Source organism: Halomonas sp. NO4, assembly GCF_010994375.1.
Lineage (GTDB): Bacteria > Pseudomonadota > Gammaproteobacteria > Pseudomonadales > Halomonadaceae > Halomonas.
This window is the reverse complement of record NZ_WHMA01000003.1, coordinates 32,319-51,441: the sequence shown is the minus strand read 5'-3', so window position 1 is coordinate 51,441 and position 19,123 is coordinate 32,319. Positions and strand designations below refer to the sequence as shown.

Here is a 19,123-nt window from a genome sequence, read left to right as displayed (position 1 = left end):
CTACAAAGAGGTACCTCGCATGCCCTTTTGACCCTCGGGGCAGGGCTCTCGAAAATGGCTGAGACCATGCCACGGGATCCGTCGTTCATGAAACCTGCCCGGAATGGCCCGGCCCAGGGCCAGCCGATCGACTACCGAACGCTCGTGGTGGTACTGCTATCGCCGCTCGCCTTTGCGCTGGTCTTCGCCAGCTGGACCATCTTCGCCGTCCTGGGCGTGGAATTGAAAGGTGCGCTGGGCTTTGGTGAAGTGCAGTTCGCCACCCTGCTGGCCATGCCGCTGTTCACAGGCTCCCTGGCGGCGCTGCCCATGGCGGCGCTGGCCCGCCGGGTGGGCGGCCGGCGGGTGATGATCGGCTGCCTGCTACTGATCTGCCCCTTCCTGTGGGCCATCGCGAGCTCGCGGGGCTACGTCGACTTCCTGCTCGCCGGTGCCGGCCTGGGGCTGGGTGCCGGGTCGCTGGCCGCCGGTCTGGTCTACGTGGCCACCCTGGGGCCGCGGCGCCATGTCGGCCTGGCACTGGGCCTCTATGGCGCCGGCATGCTGGGGGCGGGGCTGACGTACCTGCTGCTGCCGCTGATCAGCCAGGCCTACGGCTGGCCCATGGCCCCCAAACTCTACCTGCTGCCGGTGCTGCTGGTGGCGACGCTGCTGTGGCTGTTCGCCGACGACGAGCCGGTGCGCGGGCCGCCGGTCGCCTGCCCCGGGCCGGGGCGCCTGTCCGGGCGGCGCCGCCTGCCGTCGCTGGCGGTATGGCGGCTCGCCCTCTACTACAGCTTCTTCTACGGCACCTTCGTGGCGCTGGCGCTGTGGCTGCCGGGCTATCTCGCCGCCCAGTACCAGCTGCCGCTCAAGCAGGCGGCGCTGGCCGCGCTGCTGTTCACCCTGCCCGGCGGGCTGGGCCAGATACTGGGCGGCGCCCTGGCCGACCGCCGCGACTTCCGCGACCTGCGCTGGTGGGTCAGCGCCAGCGTGATGGCCTGCCTGTTCTTCCTCTCCTACCCCGACTTCAGCATGCGGATCCACGGCATCCACGGCGATCTCGAGCTGGATTTCGCCATGCCGTTCACCGGCTTCGTCGCGCTGCTGGCGACCATGGGCCTGGCCATGGGCGTCGGCAAGGGCAGCCTGATGTGCCTGGTGTACCGCGATCACGGCGACGACATGGCCTGTGCCGGCGGCCTGGCGCTCGCCCTCGGCGGGCTCTTCGCTGCCCTCCTGCCGTTGATGTTCGTGCTCGGCAACGAGTGGATCGGTATCCGTACCGCGGGCTTCATGTTCCTCTACGCGGCACTCGCCCTGTGCATGCTGGTGATGCTCTGGGATCCGCGTTCGCGCCCCGGTGCCACGGTCTGAGACAGGTTATCCCCCCGATCGGGCGCCGCTATCACCTTGGGGGTAGAGGGGCGGTATATGGAGGTAACCGGGCAGTAATCGCCGCTTCGATCCCCCAGAATCCGAACCCATAGACCGTGCCTGGCGCGTGGGCTCAGACCCTTCGACCGCCCGGCGCAAGAGGGTGACCCCAGCGGTCACGCATCCTTCGAGGAGCCTGGAGAGCGACCATGAGTCACTTCATCGATCGGCTGAACTTCTTCCGCAAGGCCCGCGAGCCCTTCGCCAACGACCATGGCGAGGTGCGCGAGGAGTCGCGCGGCTGGGAGGACGGTTACCGGCAGCGCTGGCAGCACGACAAGGTCGTGCGCAGCACCCACGGCGTGAACTGCACTGGCTCGTGCAGCTGGAAGATCTACGTCAAGAACGGCCTGGTCACCTGGGAGACCCAGCAGACCGACTACCCGCGCACCCGCCCCGACCTGCCCAACCACGAGCCGCGCGGCTGCCCCCGGGGGGCCAGCTACTCCTGGTACATGTACAGCGCCAACCGCCTCAAGTACCCGCTGATCAGAAAGCCATTGCTCAAGCTGTGGCGCGACGTCCTCAAGGACAAGCAGGATCCGGTCGACGCCTGGGCCTCCATCGTCGAGGACCCGGTTAAGACCAAGCAGTACAAGCGGGCCCGCGGCATGGGCGGCTTCGTGCGCGCCGACTGGGATGAGCTCAACGAGCTGATTGCCGCCTCCAACGTCTACACCGCCAAGCAGTACGGCCCCGACCGCATCATCGGCTTCTCGCCGATCCCCGCCATGTCGATGGTCAGCTACGCGGCCGGCAGCCGCTACCTGTCGCTGATCGGCGGTGTGTGCATGAGCTTCTACGACTGGTACTGCGACCTGCCGCCGGCCTCGCCGATGACCTGGGGCGAGCAGACCGACGTGCCCGAGTCCGCCGACTGGTACAACTCCGGTTACATCATCGCCTGGGGCTCCAACGTGCCCCAGACCCGCACGCCGGATGCCCACTTCTTCACGGAGGTGCGCTACAAGGGGACCAAGACGGTCTCCATCACCCCGGACTACGCCGAGGTCTCCAAGCTCACCGACGAGTGGCTCTCCGCCAAACAGGGCACCGATGCCGCCCTGGCCATGGCCATGGGCCACGTCATCCTCAAGGAGTTCCACCTCGACAACCCCAGCGCCTACTTCACCGACTACGTGCGGCGCTACACCGACATGCCGTTCCTGGTCGAGCTCGAGAAACGCGAGGACGGCAGCTACGCGCCGGGCAAGCAGCTGCGCGCCAGCGACTTCGCCGACAACCTGGGCCAGGACAACAACCCCGAGTGGAAGACCCTGGCGTGGGACGAGACCCGCGACCAGCTGGTGGTGCCGCGCGGCTCCATCGGTTTCCGCTGGGGCGAGGAGGGCAAGTGGAACCTCGAGCCGCGTGACGCCGATGGCAACGACATCCAGCCGCTGCTCACACTCGCCGACAGGCATGACGAGGTGGCCCGGGTCGCCTTTCCCTATTTCGGCGGCATCGAGCACGAGCACTTCGATCACGTCAAGGGCGAGGGAGCCGGTGCGGCCGAGGGCCTGCTGTTCCACAGCCTGCCCGTCAAGCGTCTCAAGAAGGCCGATGGCAGCGAAGTGCTGACCGCCACCGTCTTCGACCTGATGTGCGCCAACTACGGCATCGATCGTGGCTTCGGCAAGGAGGGCGAGGACGACGGCGCGACGTCCTACGACCAGATCCGGCCCTACACTCCGGCCTGGCAGGAGAAGATCACCGGGGTGCCCGCCGAGCAGGCCGCTCGCATCGCCCGTGAGTTCGCCGACAACGCCGACAAGACCCAGGGTCGCAGCATGATCATCGTCGGTGCCGGCATGAACCACTGGTACCACATGGACATGAACTATCGTGGCCTGATCAACATGCTGGTGATGTGCGGCTGCATCGGTCAGAGCGGCGGCGGCTGGGCACACTACGTGGGCCAGGAGAAGCTGCGCCCGCAGACCGGCTGGCTGCCGCTGGCCTTCGGGCTGGACTGGACCCGTCCGCCGCGCCACATGAACTCCACCTCCTTCTTCTACAACCACTCCTCGCAGTGGCGCTACGAGAAGCTCGAGATCCAGGAGATCCTCTCGCCGCTGGCCAAGGTCGAGGACTACCCGGGTAGCCTCATCGATTTCAACGTGCGCTCCGAGCGCATGGGCTGGCTGCCCTCGGCACCGCAGCTGGACACCAACCCGCTGCGCCTCGCCACCGCCGCCAAGGCGGCGGGTCTGTCCACCAAGGAGTACGCCGTCGAGCAGCTCAAGAAGGGCGAGCTCTCCTTCGCCGCCGAGGATCCGGACGACCCCCGGAACTTCCCGCGCAATCTGTTCGTGTGGCGCTCCAACCTGCTGGGCAGCTCCGGCAAGGGTCACGAGTACATGCTCAAGTACCTGCTGGGGACCCGCCACGGCATCCAGGGCAAGGACCTGGGCGAGGAGGGCGGCAGCAAGCCGCAGGAGGTCAAGTGGCACGACGCGGCGCCGGAAGGCAAGCTCGACTTGCTGGTCACCCTCGACTTCCGCATGTCCACCACCTGCCTCTACTCGGACATCGTGTTGCCCACGGCGACCTGGTACGAGAAGGACGACCTCAACACCTCCGACATGCACCCCTTCATCCACCCGCTGACCGCGGCCACCGACCCGGCCTGGGAGTCGCGCAGCGACTGGGATATCTACAAGGGCATCGCCAAGGCCTTCTCCAAGGCGTGCGAAGGCCACCTGGGCGTGGAGACGGACCTCGTCACTCTGCCGCACCAGCACGACTCCCCCGCCGAGCTGGCCCAGCCCGAGGTCAAGGACTGGAAGAAGGGCGAGTGCGAACCGATTCCCGGCAAGACCATGCCGGCGCTGATCGAAATCGAGCGCGACTACCCGGCCACCTATGAGCGCTTCACCTCGCTCGGCCCGGCGCTGGAGAAGCTCGGCAACGGCGGCAAGGGCATCAGCTGGAACACCGACAGCGAAGTCGAACTGCTCGGCAAGCTCAACTACCGCAAGGCCGAGGGGCCGGCCAAGGGACGCCCGTGCATCGAGAGCGCCATCGACGCCGCCGAGACGGTGCTGACCCTGGCCCCGGAGACCAACGGCCAGGTAGCGGTGAAGGCGTGGGGTGCGCTGTCCAAGATCACCGGACGCGACCACACCCACCTGGCATCGAACAAGGAGGAGGAGAAGATCCGCTTCCGCGACATCGTCGCCCAGCCGCGCAAGATCATCTCCAGCCCCACCTGGTCCGGCCTCGAGGACGAGCACGTCTCCTACAACGCCGGCTACACCAACGTCCATGAGCTGATTCCGTGGCGCACGGTGAGCGGCCGTCAGCAGTTCTACCAGGATCACGCCTGGATGCGCGCCTTCGGCGAGAGCCTGCTGGTCTATCGCCCGCCCATCGACACCAAGGCGTACAAGGACGTGGTGTTCGTCAACGACAACGGCAATCCGTCCAAGGCGCTGAACTGGATCACCCCGCACCAGAAGTGGGGCATCCACTCCACCTACTCGGACAACCTGCTGATGCTGACGCTGAACCGCGGCGGCCCGGTGGTGTGGCTTTCCGAGGACGACGCGGCCGACATCGGCGTCGAGGACAACGACTGGATCGAGCTCTACAACGCCAACGGCGCCATCGCCGCCCGAGCGGTGGTCAGTCAGCGGGTCAAGAACGGCATGGTGATGATGTACCACGCCCAGGAGCGCAACGTGAACGTGCCGGGCTCCGAGATCACCGGCACCCGCGGCGGCATCCACAACTCCGTGACCCGGGTGTGTCCCAAGCCGACCCACATGATCGGCGGCTACGCCCAGCTCGCCTACAGCTTCAACTACTACGGAACCGTCGGCTCCAACCGCGACGAGTTCGTCCTGGTGCGCAAGATGAAGCGCGTCGACTGGCTCGATGAAGAGGGCAACGACACCGTTCAGGAGGCCGTGAAATGAAGATTCGTTCCCAGGTAGGCATGGTCCTCAACCTCGACAAGTGCATCGGCTGTCATACCTGTTCGGTGACCTGCAAGAACGTCTGGACCAGCCGTGAAGGCATGGAGTACGCCTGGTTCAACAACGTCGAGACCAAGCCCGGCGTCGGCTATCCCAAGGAGTGGGAGAACCAGAAGAAGTGGAAAGGCGGCTGGCTGCGCCGCAAGGATGGCAAGATCGAGCCGCGCATCGGCGGCAAGTGGCGGGTGCTGGCGAACATCTTCGCCAACCCCGATCTGCCCGAGATCGACGACTACTACGAGCCGTTCGACTTCGACTACCAGCACCTGCACACCGCCAAGCTGGGCAAGCACCAGCCGGTGGCTCGCCCGCGTTCGCTGATCTCCGGCGAGCGCATGCAGAAGATCGAGTGGGGCCCGAACTGGGAGGAGATCCTCGGCACCGAGTTCGCCAAGCGCCGCAAGGACGCCAACTTCGAGAAGGTGCAGGCCGACATCTACGGCCAGTTCGAGAACACCTTCATGATGTACCTGCCGCGCCTGTGCGAGCACTGCCTGAATCCCACCTGCGTGGCGAGCTGCCCCTCCGGTGCCATCTACAAGCGTGAGGAAGATGGCATCGTCCTGATCGACCAGGACAAGTGCCGCGGCTGGCGGATGTGCATCTCCGGCTGTCCGTACAAGAAGATCTACTACAACTGGAAGACCGGCAAGTCGGAGAAGTGCATCTTCTGCTACCCGCGCATCGAGGCGGGCATGCCCACCGTATGCTCCGAGACCTGCGTGGGGCGCATTCGCTATCTCGGCGTGCTGCTCTACGACGCCGACCGCATCGAGGAAGTGGCGAGCTCGCCGGACGAGCGCGACCTCTACCATCGCCAGCGCGAGATCTTCCTCGACCCGCACGATCCGGAGGTGATCGCCCAGGCCAAGAAGGATGGCATCACCGACAACGTGATCAAGGCTGCCCAGGAATCGCCGGTCTACAAGCTGGCCATGGAGTGGGGCCTGGCGCTGCCGCTGCACCCGGAATACCGCACCCTGCCGATGGTGTGGTACGTGCCACCGCTGTCGCCGATTCAGTCCGCCGCCGAGGCGGGCAAGATCGAGTACGACGGCGTGCTGCCCAAGATCGAGTCGCTGCGCATCCCGGTGAAGTATCTGGCCAACCTGCTCACTGCCGGCGAGGAGGCGCCCGTGGTGCTGGCGCTCAAGCGCCTGATGGCCATGCGTCTCTACATGCGCGGCAAGCACGTGGAAGGCCAGGCCGACGCCGGGGTGCTGGAGGAGGTCGAGCTCTCCGAGGCCCAGGTGGAGGAGATGTATCGCTACCTGGCCATCGCCAACTACGAGGATCGCTTCGTGATCCCGACCAGCCACCGCGAGATGGCCACCGAGGCCTTCCCCGAGCGCGGCGGCTGCGGCTTCAGCTTCGGCGACGGCTGCCACGGCGAGAGCAAGCCGAGCTTGTTCAACGGCCGCTCCCAGACCACCACCCTGGTCAAGCCGGTGGAAGTCTACGAACCCGAAGCCGAGGAGGCCCGTCATGGCTGAAGCCGCCCTGCAGATGGCCCAGCCGGAGCCCGGCATGCGCAGCCTGCGCGTGCTGGCCCGCCTGCTGGACTACCCCACCCCCGAGCACCAGGCCGTGGCCGGCGAGATGATCGAGGTCATCGGCGCCGAGCCACGCCTGGGCGGCGAACTCAAGCGGCGCCTGATGGCCTGGTGCCAGGAGATGGCCGATGGCGATCTCCTGGAACTGCAGGCCGAGTACGTGGCGCTGTTCGACAAGGGGCGCAGCACCTCGCTGCTGCTCTTCGAGCACGTCCACGGCGAGTCCCGCGACCGCGGCCAGGCCATGGTCGACCTGATGAACGAATATCAGGCTGCCGGCTTCGAGCTCGATGCCCGCGAACTGCCGGACTACCTGCCGCTGTTCCTGGAGTACCTCTCCACCTGCAGCGAGGCGGAGATCGGCCGCTGGCTGGGCGAGATCCGCCATATCCTGGCGCTGCTCACCGCGCGCCTCGAGGAGCGCGAGGCCGACCAGGCGCTGGTGCCGCGGGCGCTGCTGGCGCTGATCGGTGCCGAGGCCGACGTCGAGCCGCACCGGCCCCAGGTGCGCGACGAAGCCCCGGACGACACCCCCGAGGCACTGGATGCGGTGTGGGAAGAGGAGGCCGTGCGTTTCTCCGCCGAATCCGATCAGGACTGCGCGCTGCAGTCCGCCGAGGGGCGGCGACTCGCCGAGCGCAAGAGCGTCACGCACAGCGAGGCCGTACGCATCATGTCACCGGCTGTCGGCCGCGGCCCGTCCGATCGCTAACAGGAGAATCGCCATGTTTTCCGAATACCTCACGCACCTGCTCTACGGCTACTACCCGTATCTGGCCGGTACGGTGTTTCTGGTCGGCAGTCTGATGCGCTATGACCACGGTCAGTTCACCTGGAAGACCGGCTCCAGCCAGATGCTCTCGTCGAAGAACATGCGTCTGGCCAGCAACCTCTTCCATATCGGCATCATCGTGATCTTCTTCGGCCACCTGTTCGGCATGCTGACGCCGCACTGGGTCTATGCGCCCTTCCTGAGCGCCGGGGCCAAGCAGGTGGTGGCCATTGTGGTCGGCGGCATTGCCGGGGTGCTGTGCCTGGCGGGCGGCGCCATGCTGCTGCATCGCCGTATCACCAACCCGCGCGTGCGGGCGTCGTCCAGCACCATGGATACCCTGATCCTCGGGCTGATCGTCTTCCAGGCGGCGCTGGGCGTGATCAGCGTGTTCTTCTCGCTGGGCCATCTGGATGGCGAGATGATGATCACCCTGGCCGCCTGGGCGCAGGCCATCGTCTTTTTCGGCGGCGGGGCGGCCGAGTACATGACCGAGGTGTCGTGGATCTACAAGCTGCATATCTTCCTCGGCCTGACCATCATCCTGCTCTTCCCGTTCACGCGGCTGGTGCACGTGTGGAGCGTGCCGCTGGGCTACATCACCCGGCGCTACCAGCTGGTGCGCAAGCGGGGTTGAGTCGAAGCCGTACTGGGTCGGGCTTTCCCGGCGGCAGGTCTACGAGGGGGCGCTGTAAACCCATCCCTGGGCGCTACCGATGCCATCCCTGGCATAGGACCCCCTCTACGACCTGTCCCCGGCGCCCTCGAGGGGACAGCTCATGCGCTCCAAGGAGCCATCATCATGCAAATGATCGAGATCGAACAGATTCCCGGAGGGGCCACGCCACCGCCCATCCGGGTCGGCGAGACCGCCATCGGCGAGGCAGACATCGCCCACGAAATGCAGTACCACCCGGCGTCCAGCGCCGGCGAGGCGCAGTTGCAGGCCGCGCGTGCCCTGGTGGTGCGCGAGCTGCTGCGGCGGCGCGCGGTGGAGCGGGGGCTGGTGGCCGACGTCGCCGCGGACGAGGGCGACAACGAGGCGGCCATTGCGGTCCTGCTGGAGCAGGAGCTGGACGTGCCGGAACCCGCGGAGGCGGATTGCCGACGCTTCTATGACGCCGATCCGGCACGCTTCAGCGAACCCACCCGGCTGGCGGTGCGGCATATTCTGCTGCCTGCGGCACCGGACGACGCCGAGGCTCGCGACGCTCAGTACCGCCAGGGCGTGAGCCTGCTCGAAACGCTTCAGACGGTGCCGGAGCGCCTCACCGAGTTCGCCCAGCGCTATTCGGCCTGCCCTTCGAAGGACGAGGGCGGCGAGCTGGGCTGGCTGGCGTCGGGGCAGACCGTGGCCGAGCTCGACCGCGCCCTGCAACACCTGCCGGAGGGGCTGCACGAGCGCCCGCTCGCCTCGCGCTATGGCTGGCACCTGGTCAGCATCGACGCCCGCGCCGAAGGGCGTCAGCTACCCTTCGAAGCGGTCGTCGAAAGGGTACGCCACACCCTGCGCGAGCAGGCCACGCGGCGGGCGCTGCGCCACTACCTGCTGGCGCTGGAAGCGGAGATCGGTGTCGAGGGGATCGAACTCGACGACGATGCCGCCGGTTCATTGATGCAATAGGAGAGATTCCATGGCCCATGTCCACGCCGATGCGTCTTTCGTACCGCTCGGCATTGCCGTGCTAACCGTATCCGATACCCGTGGCTATGACCGCGACGGCAGCGGCGACCTGCTCAGCGAACGACTGACCGAGGCCGGCCATGCCCTGGTCGAGCGGCGTATCGTGCCCGACGACGTCTATCGCATCCGTGCAGCGGTTTCCCAATGGGTGGTGCGCGACGACATTCAGGTGATCCTGGTCAACGGCGGAACCGGCTTCACGCCTCGCGACACCACGCCCGAGGCGCTCTTGCCGCTGTTCGACAAGGCCGTGGAGGGTTACGGCGAATTGTTCCGCCACCTGTCGCTCGCCAGCATCGGCACCTCCACCATCCAGTCCCGCGCCGTGGGCGGGGTGGCCAACCGTACCCTGATCTTCGCCATGCCGGGCTCCCCCAAGGCCTGCTCCACCGCCTGGGATGGCATCCTCGCCGAGCAGCTGGATGCGCGCACCGGGCCCTGCAACTTCGTGGCCATGGTGTTGCCCGAACAGCCCGCCTGTGCCCCGCGCGAGGGGAAAGCGGCGCCTGACCATGGTCAAGGAGTGCGCGCATGAGCTGTGCCACGCTCGCCACTGGCCTGCTCGATCTCGACGTCGCCCGCGCTCGCCTGATCGCCGCCGCCGAGCCGCTCACCGGCGAGGAACACGTCCCGCTGGCGCAAGCGGCGGGGCGGGTGCTGGCCCGCGACGTGGTCGCCCAGCTCGACATGCCCGGCATCGACAACAGCGCCATGGACGGCTATGCCCTGCGGCTTGCCGAGCTGGTTGCGGCCGGCGAGACGGGGCTGCCGGTGGCGCTGCGGGTGCCAGCGGGGGCGGGCGTGACGACGCTGCCCGAGGGCGGCTGCGCGCGCATCTTCACCGGCGCGCCGGTGCCCGAGGGGGCCGACTGCGTGGTGCCCCAGGAGCGGGTGACGCGCGACGCGGCGCAGCGGATCCGAGTCGCTGGCGAGGCGCTGCCGGGGGCCAATGTCCGACGCCGCGGCGAGGAATATCGCGCCGGCGAGCGCTTGCTGCCGGCGGGCACGCTCCTCGATGCTGCGGCACTGGCCATGCTGGCGAGTCAAGGCATCGCCGAGGTGGCGCTGCGCCCGCGCTTGCGGGTGGCGCTGTTGTCAACGGGTGACGAACTGATCGAACCCGGTATACCCTACGAATCCGGTCGGGTATACAACAGCAATCGGGTGATGCTGCAGGCTCTGCTCGCCCAGGCGCACTGCGAGGTGATCGATCTGGGCATCGTCGCCGACACCCCGGCGGCGCTGCACGACGCCCTGGTCTGCGCCCGTGACGGCGCCGACCTGGTGCTGTGCACCGGCGGCGTCTCGGTGGGCGAGGAAGATCACGTACGCCCGGTGCTCGAGCAGCTGGGCGGGCTGGTCTTCCACGGCGTGGCGATCAAGCCGGGCAAGCCGTTCGCCTTCGGCTACCTGGACGACGGCACCCCGGAGGGCGTGCCGCTGATCGGTCTGCCGGGCAACCCGGTGGCCTCGCTGGTGAGCTGGCAGCTGCTGGCGCTGCCCTTCGTCCACGGTTGCCAGGGGCGCACGGTGGGGCCGCTCGAACGCTTCCCCGTGCGCGCCGGGTTCGCGCGGCGTGGTGCGCCGGGCCGCACCGAGCTCCTGCGCGTGGTACTCGACTGGCAGGGCGGCCATCCGGTCGCGCATCTGGCTGGCGGGCAGGGGTCCCACATGTTGCGGGCAGCCAGCCAGGCCCATGGCTATCTATTGATGGCTGCCGATAACGATGTGGAGGAAGGACATGACTACCCCTATCTGCCCGGCGGACAGTTCCTCGTCTGAGCTGCTGTTCAAGCCCAAGCAGCTGCGCGAGCTGGTGCAGGGTGTGCCCTGGCTCGGTGCGCTCGACGAGGACGAGGTGACCGCGCTGCTCGAGGATTCCGAACTCAAGACGCTGAAGAACCGCGAGTGGCTGTTTCGCCAGGATGCGCCGGCGCACTGGCTCTACATCGTGATCAACGGCGCCGTGCGCCTGGCGCGCAGCGCCGGCGACGGGCGCCTGGCCACCATCCGCTGCGTGGAGCGCGGCGGCACCCTCGGCGAGCTGAGCATGGTGTCGCGCGGCGGTATCTATCTCTATTCGGCCGAGGCGCTGCGGCGCACCCATGTGCTGGCCATCCCCGCGTTGCGCTGCCGCGAGATCATGGACCGCCAGCCGGAGTGCCGCGCCGAGTTCATGAGCCGCCTGGCGCTGGAGCTCACCGAGCGCCTGGAGGATCTGGCGCTGCTCACCCAGGCCGATGCCATGTCGCGGCTGGTCAGCTACATCCTGCGTCAGCTGCCGGCCGGGCGCAGCAAGAGCCCGCGGGTGGTGCGCCTGTCGATCCCCAAGCGCTGGCTCGCCGCCCAGCTCGCCATGACGCCGGAGACCCTGTCGCGGCTGCTCGCCAAGCTGCGCGACAGCGGCGCCATCAACATCGACCGCCAGCGGCTCACGGTGCTCGACGAGCAGAAGCTGCGCGACATCATGCTCACCGACGACTGACGGCTGCTGTCGTCGCCCGCCCAGTAAGGAAGGCGCATGCCCTCGAATTCTCGCGAGCCCGCCCTGGTCGACGGCTTCGGCCGCACCGTGCGCTACCTGCGTCTCTCGGTCACCGACCGCTGCGACTTCCGCTGCGTCTATTGCATGGCCGAGGAGATGACCTTCCTGCCGCGCGCCCAGGTGCTCACCCTGGAGGAGATGGCCACGCTGTGCGCCGCCTTCGTCGAGCTTGGCGTGGAGAAGATCCGGCTGACCGGCGGCGAGCCGCTGGTGCGCCGCGGCATCGAGACCCTGGTGGAAAAGGTCGGCGCCCTGCCGGGACTTGCCGACTTCGCCATGACCACCAACGGCGCCGGCCTGGTAAAACACGCCCGGGCCCTGCGTGAGGGTGGCCTTGAACGCCTCAACATCAGCCTCGACACCCTCGATCCCGTGCGCTTCCGGGCGCTGACCCGCACCGGCGAGCTCCCCCGGGTGATCGACGGCATCCGCGCGGCGCGCGACGCCGGCTTCGCGCGCCTGAAGCTCAACGCGGTGATCCTCAAGGGTCGCAACGACGACGAGATTCTCGACCTGGTGGATTTTGCCCGGGCGGAGAACGTCGACATCAGCTTTATCGAGGAGATGCCGCTGGGCCAGGCGATCGGCCACGACCGCGCCGAGACCTTCTGTTCCAGCGACGAGGTGCGCGAGCGTATTGAATCCCGCTACCCGCTGGTACCCACCACCGAGAGCACCCTGGGGCCCTCGCGCTACTACCGCATGGCCGACAGCGATTCGCGGGTCGGCTTCATCTCGCCGCACAGCCATGACTTCTGCGGCGCCTGCAACCGCGTGCGAGTCACCGCCGAGGGGCGATTGCTGCTGTGCCTGGGCAACGAGCACTCCGTCGACCTGCGCGCGGTGCTGCGTCGCCATCCCGGCGACACCGCGCGCCTCAAGGCGGCCATCGTCGCCGCCATGGCGAAGAAGCCCGAGCGCCACCACTTCACCACCGATGGCGAGGTGCAGGTGGTGCGCTTCATGAACATGACCGGGGGCTGAACACTGGGGTAACGTGAGGGGATGGCGTTGCCAGTGAAGGAAGCCTCATGACCCCGTTCGATCTCCCGCCAGACCCCCGCTGCCGCACTCCGATTCCCGCCCTGGCGGAGCCGCGCTGGGAGGCGCTCTCCCGCCTGCCCATCGATGCCCGCGACGAGCCGCTGGTGCCGCTGAGCCTGGCGCCCGAGCCGCTCCGGGCGTTTCCCGCCTACGCCCGCCTGGGCGTTCCCGGCGCGGTGGCGGAGTGCTACGTGCGCGAGGGCGTCTACCGCCGCCTGCTGGCCGCCGCCCGCTCGCTGCCGGCCGGGCTCGGCCTGGTGGTACTGGATGGCTGGCGCCCCTGGCGGGTGCAGCAGTACCTCTTCGACACCCTTCACGAGACGCTGCACGACAAGCACCCGGACCTCGACGAGGCGGCCCTGCTGGCGCGCACCCGCGAGTTCGTCGCCCTGCCCAGCCGCGACCCGGCCGCGCCGAGCCCGCACCTCACCGGCGGCGCGGTGGACGTGACCCTATACGACGCCGACGGCCTGATGCTCGACATGGGCTCGCTGTTCGACGAGGCCACGGCGGCCTCCCACAGCGCGCACCTGGAGCGCCTCGACGCCCCCAGCGAGGCGCAGCGCCGAGCCCGCGACGGGCGCCGGCTGCTCTACCATGCCATGGCCGAGCAGGGCTTCACCAACCTGCCCAGCGAATGGTGGCACTACGACTTCGGCGACCAGCTGTGGGCCCACTACGGCGGTCACGCCCGTGCCCACTACGGGCCCACCGAGCCCGAGACCCTGGAGAGCCGCTGGCGACGCCAGCTGTAGCGGCGCCGTTCAGCGCCGGATGCCGATGGTGCGCCCGGCCAACTCCGGCCAGGCGTCGGCCGCGGCCCGGGGCAGCGCCGCAACCGCCTCGGCCACCGGCGCCGGGAAGGGGGCCGGGCGCACGGCTTCGCTGTCGATGCCCATCAGCATCTGCTCGCTGGTGGCCAGCAGTCGGTCCGTGTCGTCGCGCAGGGCGAAGAAGACATGCAGGCGCTTGGCGTCGCGGTCGAGCAGGGTGACGTCCACCCTGAGCGTCTGGCCCTCGTGGGCCTCGCGGCGATAGCAGAGGTGGGTCTCCAGGGTGTAGAGGGTGTAGCCGTGGTGCTCGCGCCCGGCGGTATCCAGGCCGATTCGGTCCATGAGCGCCTCCACCGCCAGGGAGAAGACCCGGGCATATTCGGCGTCGTTCATGTGGCCGTTGTAGTCGACCCACTCCCGGGCGACACGGGTTTCCAGCAGCATCATCGGCGCTTCCTCCAGACGGTGGCCTGCCGGCCAGTATTTCGGCACCGTCAGGCGTGATCAACCGGGCTGGGGTCCTCCCGAGGCGTGTCACAGCCGGCCTGAAGCCAGCGGGACGGGGGCTCCCACCGGCGATGCCAGTCGAGCAGTGCCTCGGCCGGCATGGGGCGGGCGATGCCGAAGCCCTGCGCCTCACGGCAGCCCAGCTCGATGAGGCGGCAGCCCTGGGCCTGGGTCTCCACGCCTTCGGCGATTACCTGGAAGTCGAAGGCCCGGGCCAGCCCGATGATCCCCTTGACGATGGCCTCGTCGCCACTGTCGTCGAGCATGTTGTGGATGAAGGTGCGGTCGATCTTGAGGCGCTCGGCGGGCAGGTACTTGAGGTACTCGAGGGCCGCGTAGCCGGTGCCGAAATCGTCGAGCGACACCCCGACGCCGAGGGCTCGGCACTCGCGGATCACCTCGCCGGCGCGCTGGATGTCGCCGATGGCGGCACTCTCCAGGATCTCCAGCTCCAGGCAGTTGGCGGCGAGCCCGGGGTGGCACGCCAGGTGGCGGCGCAGTGAGGCGACGAAGTCGGGCTGCTGAAGCTGCAGGGCGTTGATGTTGACGCTGACGGTCAGCCGGAGCCCCTGGTCCTGCCAGGTCGCGACTTGCCGCAGGGCCGTCTCGATGACCCAGTGACCGATGGTGATCGACAGGGGGTGCTGCTCGATGGTGGGCAGGAACTCGCCGGGGGGCACCAGCCCGCGCAGCGGGTCCTGCCAGCGCAGCAGCGCCTCGACCCCGATCAGCCGTCCCGTGCCCAGGTCGACCTTGGGTTGGTAATGCAGCGTCAACTCGTGGTTGGCCATGGCGGCTTCCAGCCGCTGCACCAGCCGTGACTGGGCCGACTGCTGGCGGTCCTGCTGGGGATCGAACCACTGCAGGCGCTGACGCCCGTTGAGCTTGGCCTGGTGCAGTGCCTGGTGGGCATGGCGCAACAGGGTATCGGCGTCGCCGCTGTCCTCGGGGAAGGCGGTGGCGCCGAGGCTGGCCGAGCAGCTGACCCGGAGATCGCCGATCTGCAGCGGGGTCGTCGTCTCGTGACGCAGGCGCTGCAGAATGGGCTCGGCATCGGCGACCGTGGCCAGCTCCTCGATGACGGCGACGAACTCGTCGCCGCCCAGGCGTGCCAGGGTATCGCCCTCGCGCAGCGTGGCCCTGAGACGCTGGGCCAGCAGCTCCAACGCGCGGTCTCCCAGCGCGTGCCCGTAGCGCTCGTTCAGCGCCTTGAAGTCGTCCAGGTCGATGGCCACCACGACCAGCGCCTTGTCGCTGCGCCGACTCGTGCCGAGGGCTTGGGTGAGACGGTCGCTGAGCAGCATACGGTTGGGCAGCCCGGTGAGCGGGTCGTGGTAGGCGCTGTGCTCCAGCTGGCGCTGGTGCTCGCTGGCGCGATCGGTGATGTCGGAAAAGACCGCCACGTAGTTCTGCAGCTTGCCCCGCTCGTCGTGCACGGCGTTGATGGTCAAGAGCTCCGCGTAGACTTCGCCGTTCTTGCGGCGATTCCAGATCTCACCCTGCCAGGAGCCGGTGGTGGTCAGCTGTCGCCACAGCGCCTGGTAGAAGGCAGTGTCCTGGCGGCCCGACTGCAGGATGCGCGGGTTCTGGCCGATGGCCTCGTCGCGGGAATAGCCGGTGATGCGGGTGAAGGCGTCGTTGAGGTCGAGGATCGTGGCGCTGGGGTCGGTGACCGTGATGCCGTCCTGGGTGTGCTGGAAGACGTTGGCAGCCAGCGTCAGCCGCGCCTGGATGTGGCGCAGGATCAGAAACGACAGCCCCACCGTGGCCAGCGCCACCAGCAGCGTCACGGCCAGGTACTTGGCCAGGTCGATGCGCGCCGCGTCCTGCAGACGCTGGGCCGTGGCCAGGATATCGCTGGCCAGCCCATCCTCTACCGCTTTGATGCCCTCGATCCTGGCGGTCTGCCAGGTGAACCACTGCTCGGGGCTGACCCCCAGCGCGGCAATGGCCGGCCGGTCGAGCACGCGCTCGCGAAAGGCCTCCAGCGGCTGCCGTTCGGGATGGTCGAGCGCCGCCCGGAGGTCCTCGCGGGTGTCGGCAGCGGCCAGGCTGTGAAAGGTCGCCAGGTGGGCGGTCTGCTCGCCGCTCAGCTGCACCATCCGGCGATATTGACTCGACGAGAGCATCCAGTCGGCCAGGGCGTCGGAGAGCGTCGCGCGCTCGAGACCGGCCAGCTCCTTGGCCATCAGCAGGGCGTGGTAGGCGCCCAGGCGCCGGTTGATGGGGCCCTCATCGGTGAGGTGCGTGAGCCGACCGACCAGGGCATTGAGCTGCCGGGTGATCTGCGTGTATTGGCTCACCGCCTCCTGGCTGGAGATGGCCAGCTCATCGGTGCGCTGGCGCAGCGCACCGAGACCCTGGAACAGCGTGGTGATGGACTCGAAGTCGCGCAGGAAGCTCAGGTAGCGGTTGTCGACCTGGAGCCTCTCCTGGGGCAGCGCATAGTGGTTCACCTGTTCCGTCAGCTGTGACTGGGTGCTGAGGGCGTCGATGTCGACCGCTTCCAGATGCGCGATGAACCCTGTGACCCGGTGGTCGACCCCGTCTCGCGCGACGACGATCCGTTCGCTGAAATGGCGCCCGGCGCTGCCGAGCAGCCCGGCGCTCATGCCGCGCTCGACTTGAAGGGCATGAACCAGTTCACCGGCCTCGACGGCCAGGCGGGTGAGGGACTCCAGCTCTGCCATGTTCACGGCCAGCTTCTGGTGCTCGATGGCCCCCGAGAAGGCGAGCCAGAACAGGGCTGCCAGCGGCAAGCCGAGGGCGATGACGAAGCGGGCTTCCAGGGACAGGTGGTTGAAGAACGACAGCATGGGACAAGACTCTCCGAGCCGGCCGCTGCTCGGCGGGGCGTGGGCGTAAGGTGTTGTCGGGCTGTCAGGGGAGGGGCGCCGGTCGTATTGTGGTTGGGCTGCGCGGGTGCGGGGCAAGGCCGCGTGGCCGGCTGTGTGACGACGCGCCTAGCGTAACCGATTCTCGGGCGGCGTGCTGCTACTCCCTATCCGGGTATCCGGGGATGGGGAGACCAATCGAGGGTCTCCAACGTCGAGCAGCGCCCTGGATGCTAGCAAGGCCAAGCGTTGATCCCTCACCGGCGTGGGACAGTCAAAACAGCGCTGAAACACGCCCCAGGGGGAAAGCTGGCGTTCTCAACTAAGGTATGGGAAAAACGATCCGGGGGCCGAGCGCCCATCGAACGCTGCAACGAAGCGAGGACAACAACGATGTACAAGAAGACTCTGCTGGTCACTGCCGTCCTGGGCGCCATGCTGGCAAGCGCCGCTCATGCCGAGACCCTGCGCTGGACGCGCTCCGCCGACAGCCTGACGCTCGATCCCCATGCCCAGAACGAGGGCCCGACCCACTCCGTCAACCATCAGATCTTCGATACGCTCATCTACCAGGACATGGACGTCCAGTATCAGCCGGGACTGGCCACCGACTGGTACGTGCGCGACGACGACCCCAGCATCTGGGTATTCGAGATCCGCGAGGGAGTCACCTTCCACGAGGGCCAGGCGCTGACCGCCGACGACGTGGTCTTCTCGCTCGACCGGGCGCGCCACGAGCACTCCGACATGCGCGGCCTGCTGACCTCCATCGCCGAGGTGCGCGCGGTGGACGAATACACCGTGGAGGTGGTGACCGACGGCCCCAATCCACTGCTGCCCAACAACCTCACCAATCTCTTCATCATGAGCCGCGAGTGGGCCGAGGAGCACGACGTGGAGACGCCGCAGAACTACGCGGCCGGCGAGGAAACCTACGCGGTGCGCAACGCCAACGGCACCGGCCCCTTCCGCGTGCAGAGCCGCGAACCCGACGTTCGCACCGTCTTCCTGCGCAACGACGACTACTGGGGCATCGACCGCTACCCCATGGAGATCTCCGAGCTCGTCTTCACCCCCATCGAGTCGGCGGCCACCCGCGTGGCGGCGCTGCTCTCCGGTGAGGTCGACCTGCTCCAGGAGACCCCGGTGCAGGACATCGAGCGGCTGGGCAATGCGCCGGGCATCAAAAACGAGCAGGGCGCCGAGAACCGCACCATTTTCCTCGGGGTGGACCTGGGCTCCGCCGAGCTGCGCACCGCCGACACCGACGACAACCCCTTCGCCGACCGCCGAGTGCGCGAAGCGATCAATCTCGCCATCGATCAGTCCACCATCCAGCGCGCGGTGATGCGCGGCAACTCCCAGCCCGCCGGGATGATCGCGCCGCCCTTCGTCAACGGCTATTCGGAGGCCATGGACGAGGTCACCCCGCCCGATCTCGACCGCGCCAACGAGTTGATGGCCGAGGCCGGCTACGGCGACGGTTTCCGCGTCACCCTGCAGTGCCCCAACGACCGCTACGTCAACGACGAGCAGATCTGCCAGGCGGTGGTGAGCATGCTGGCGCGTATCGGCATCACCGTGGACCTGGTCGCGCAGACCCGCTCGGTGCACTTCGCCGAACTGGCGCGCGGCGAGTACGACTTCTACATGCTCGGCTGGGGCGTGCCGACCATGGACTCCGAGTACATCTTCAACTACCTCTACCACACCAAGGCGGAGGATCGCGGCACCTGGAACTTCACCGGCTTCTCCAACGAGCGGGTGGACGAGCTGACCGTGGCCATGGGCAGCGAGACCAACGAGGAGGCCCGCAACGCCATGATCGCCGAGGCCTGGGAGATCGTGCACGACGAGATCGTCTACATCCCCATCCACCACCAGATGCTGACCTGGTCGATGCGTGACGATATCGACTTCCAGGTGCAGAGCGAAAACACACCGCACTTCAAGTACCTGGAATTCATGGACTAAGCGACGGCGTCCTTGCAGGCTTCCGCCCCTCGCGGGCGGGA

General features: G+C 67.9%; 14 protein-coding genes. 12 read left to right on the top strand and 2 right to left on the bottom strand.

The features are described from left to right. Nucleotides 1–87: 87 nt before the first annotated feature. From FEF15_RS03325 to FEF15_RS03275, 11 genes are all read left to right on the top strand, one after another. Complete coding sequence (locus FEF15_RS03325) at nt 88–1,356, top strand: MFS transporter (RefSeq protein WP_163557734.1); 1,269 nt, start codon at nt 88–90, stop codon at nt 1,354–1,356. Between the two features lie 209 nt (nt 1,357–1,565). Beyond that, a complete protein-coding gene (locus tag FEF15_RS03320) occupies nt 1,566–5,336 on the top strand; it encodes a nitrate reductase subunit alpha (RefSeq protein WP_163557733.1) in 3,771 nt (1,256 codons plus the stop codon). Then, nucleotides 5,333–6,889, top strand: a complete 1,557-nt coding sequence (gene narH, locus FEF15_RS03315) for a nitrate reductase subunit beta (protein WP_163557732.1) — start codon at nt 5,333–5,335, stop codon at nt 6,887–6,889. Before FEF15_RS03320 ends, narH begins: the two co-directional genes overlap by 4 nt. Then, nucleotides 6,882–7,661, top strand: coding sequence for a nitrate reductase molybdenum cofactor assembly chaperone (gene narJ, locus FEF15_RS03310; RefSeq protein ID WP_163557731.1), 780 nt, complete (start codon nt 6,882–6,884; stop codon nt 7,659–7,661). The genes narH and narJ overlap by 8 nt, the downstream gene beginning before the upstream one ends. 13 nt (nt 7,662–7,674) lie before the next feature. Beyond that, complete coding sequence (gene narI / locus FEF15_RS03305; RefSeq protein ID WP_163557730.1) at nt 7,675–8,358, top strand: respiratory nitrate reductase subunit gamma; 684 nt, start codon at nt 7,675–7,677, stop codon at nt 8,356–8,358. A gap of 165 nt (nt 8,359–8,523) precedes the next feature. Then, a complete protein-coding gene (locus FEF15_RS03300; protein WP_163557729.1) occupies nt 8,524–9,345 on the top strand; it encodes a peptidylprolyl isomerase in 822 nt (273 codons plus the stop codon). Between the two features lie 10 nt (nt 9,346–9,355). Further along, entirely contained in the window at nt 9,356–9,940 is a 585-nt protein-coding gene (gene moaB / locus FEF15_RS03295; RefSeq protein WP_163557728.1) for a molybdenum cofactor biosynthesis protein B, read from the top strand. After that, on the top strand, nt 9,937–11,187 hold the full coding sequence (gene glp, locus FEF15_RS03290; protein ID WP_163557727.1) for a gephyrin-like molybdotransferase Glp: 1,251 nt from the start codon (nt 9,937–9,939) through the stop codon (nt 11,185–11,187). The genes moaB and glp overlap by 4 nt, the downstream gene beginning before the upstream one ends. Then, nucleotides 11,147–11,890 carry a Crp/Fnr family transcriptional regulator gene (locus tag FEF15_RS03285; protein WP_163557726.1) on the top strand — a complete coding sequence of 248 codons (744 nt, stop codon included), beginning with the start codon at nt 11,147–11,149 and terminating at the stop codon, nt 11,888–11,890. Before glp ends, FEF15_RS03285 begins: the two co-directional genes overlap by 41 nt. 36 nt (nt 11,891–11,926) lie before the next feature. Next, nucleotides 11,927–12,934 carry a GTP 3',8-cyclase MoaA gene (gene moaA / locus FEF15_RS03280; protein ID WP_163557725.1) on the top strand — a complete coding sequence of 336 codons (1,008 nt, stop codon included), beginning with the start codon at nt 11,927–11,929 and terminating at the stop codon, nt 12,932–12,934. Between the two features lie 47 nt (nt 12,935–12,981). Next, nucleotides 12,982–13,749: a M15 family metallopeptidase gene (locus FEF15_RS03275; protein ID WP_205598465.1), complete on the top strand. Its 768-nt coding sequence runs from the start codon at nt 12,982–12,984 to the stop codon at nt 13,747–13,749. Nucleotides 13,750–13,758: 9 nt separating this feature from the next. On the opposite strand, the gene FEF15_RS03270 is transcribed toward FEF15_RS03275, so the two are convergent. After that, on the bottom strand, nt 13,759–14,214 hold the full coding sequence (locus FEF15_RS03270; RefSeq protein ID WP_163557724.1) for a thioesterase family protein: 456 nt from the start codon (nt 14,212–14,214) through the stop codon (nt 13,759–13,761). A 47-nt stretch (nt 14,215–14,261) separates the two neighbouring features. Then, nucleotides 14,262–17,090 (bottom strand): EAL domain-containing protein, encoded by a 2,829-nt coding sequence (locus FEF15_RS19590; RefSeq protein WP_163557723.1) that lies wholly within the window; start codon nt 17,088–17,090, stop codon nt 14,262–14,264. Nucleotides 17,091–17,501: 411 nt separating this feature from the next. On the opposite strand from FEF15_RS19590, the gene FEF15_RS03260 reads away from it, so the two are divergent. After that, nucleotides 17,502–19,082 (top strand): ABC transporter substrate-binding protein, encoded by a 1,581-nt coding sequence (locus FEF15_RS03260; RefSeq protein ID WP_163557722.1) that lies wholly within the window; start codon nt 17,502–17,504, stop codon nt 19,080–19,082. The last annotated feature ends 41 nt before the right edge of the window (nt 19,083–19,123 follow it).